This window comes from Vibrio sp. Vb0888 (genome assembly GCF_033338835.1).
In the GTDB taxonomy this organism is placed as follows: domain Bacteria; phylum Pseudomonadota; class Gammaproteobacteria; order Enterobacterales; family Vibrionaceae; genus Vibrio; species Vibrio alginolyticus.
The window spans coordinates 1-1,133 of sequence record NZ_JAWOTL010000248.1 but is presented as its reverse complement, the minus strand read 5'-3'; the positions used below and the strand labels follow the sequence as shown (position 1 = coordinate 1,133).

Below are 1,133 nucleotides of genomic sequence, written 5' to 3'. Positions count from 1 at the left end.
CGATCTCGACTGAAACCACACGCACGATATTGTCTTCACGCTTTGCTGCTGCCACCACGGTTTGGTAGTTAATGGCACATGGCAACACAAAACCATCGTTGTAATCGGTGTGCTCACCAATCAAGTTCACACGACCAGGCGCTTGAATAATATGGCTAGGTGCGTAGCCCAACACTTGCTCAAATGACGCTTTCACATTTTGGATAAGTTCAGACATAGGGATGTTCTCTTAAAATAGTAATTTGTGTGGGATAGCTCGTTGAGCCTAACTTTCTATCTGTAAAGTCGCGCTATCCCGTTATTCGTAATCAGTCCAATTTAAAGACTTAGCATTCTTTGTAGTGGACATCACTCACATCACGCAGACGCTGCGCGGCTTGCTCTGCGGTCAGGTCACGTTGGCTTTCTGCCAGCATTTCGTAGCCCACCATGAACTTACGAACCGTGGCACTGCGCAGTAGTGGCGGATAAAAAAGTGCATGAAGCTGCCAATGGTCGATGTCTGTGTCTTGGTCAAAAAACGGTGCGTAGTGCCAGCCCATCGAGTAAGGGAAAGAGCATTGGAATAAATTATCGTAACGGCTGGTCAGCTTCTTGATCGCTAGCGCTAAATCGTCTCGTTGCTCATCGCTGAGTTCGCTCATGCGACGAATGTGCGTTTTCGGCAACAACATGGTTTCGAACGGCCAAGCAGCCCAGTAAGGCACCACCGCCAGCCAGTGTTCGGTTTCTACCACAATACGTGAACCGTCTTTGAGTTCCGCTTGTACGTAATCCACCAGCAAGTTGCTGCCGTGCTCTTGGTAGTACGCTTTTAGGTTGTGCTCTTTGCGCTCGATTTCATTTGGTAAGAAGCTGTTCGCCCAGATTTGACCGTGTGGATGCGGCTGAGAACAGCCCATGGTTTCGCCTTTGTTTTCGAACGCCTGAACCCAAACGTACTCTTTGCCGAGCTCTTCAATTTGCTCATTCCATGTATCAATCACGCCACGAATATTATCCACAGGCAGCTCCGGTAAGGTTTTGCTGTGATCTGGCGAGAAGCAAATCACTCGGCTCAAACCACGCACGCCTTGCGTTTTGAATAGCGGGTTGTTTGACTCCGGTGCATCTGGTGAATCCACCATCAGCGC

2 protein-coding genes are annotated in these 1,133 nt (G+C 49.2%); both read right to left on the bottom strand.

The window, feature by feature from the left end; all coding sequences use genetic code 11:
- A partial coding sequence (locus R7P72_RS25390) for a galactokinase family protein (RefSeq protein ID WP_318111005.1) occupies positions 1–217 on the bottom strand: 217 nt, incomplete at its 3' end.
- A gap of 109 nt (positions 218–326) precedes the next feature.
- Positions 327–1,133: UDP-glucose--hexose-1-phosphate uridylyltransferase (locus R7P72_RS25385; RefSeq protein ID WP_318111004.1), on the bottom strand; the 807-nt coding region annotated here is incomplete at its 5' end.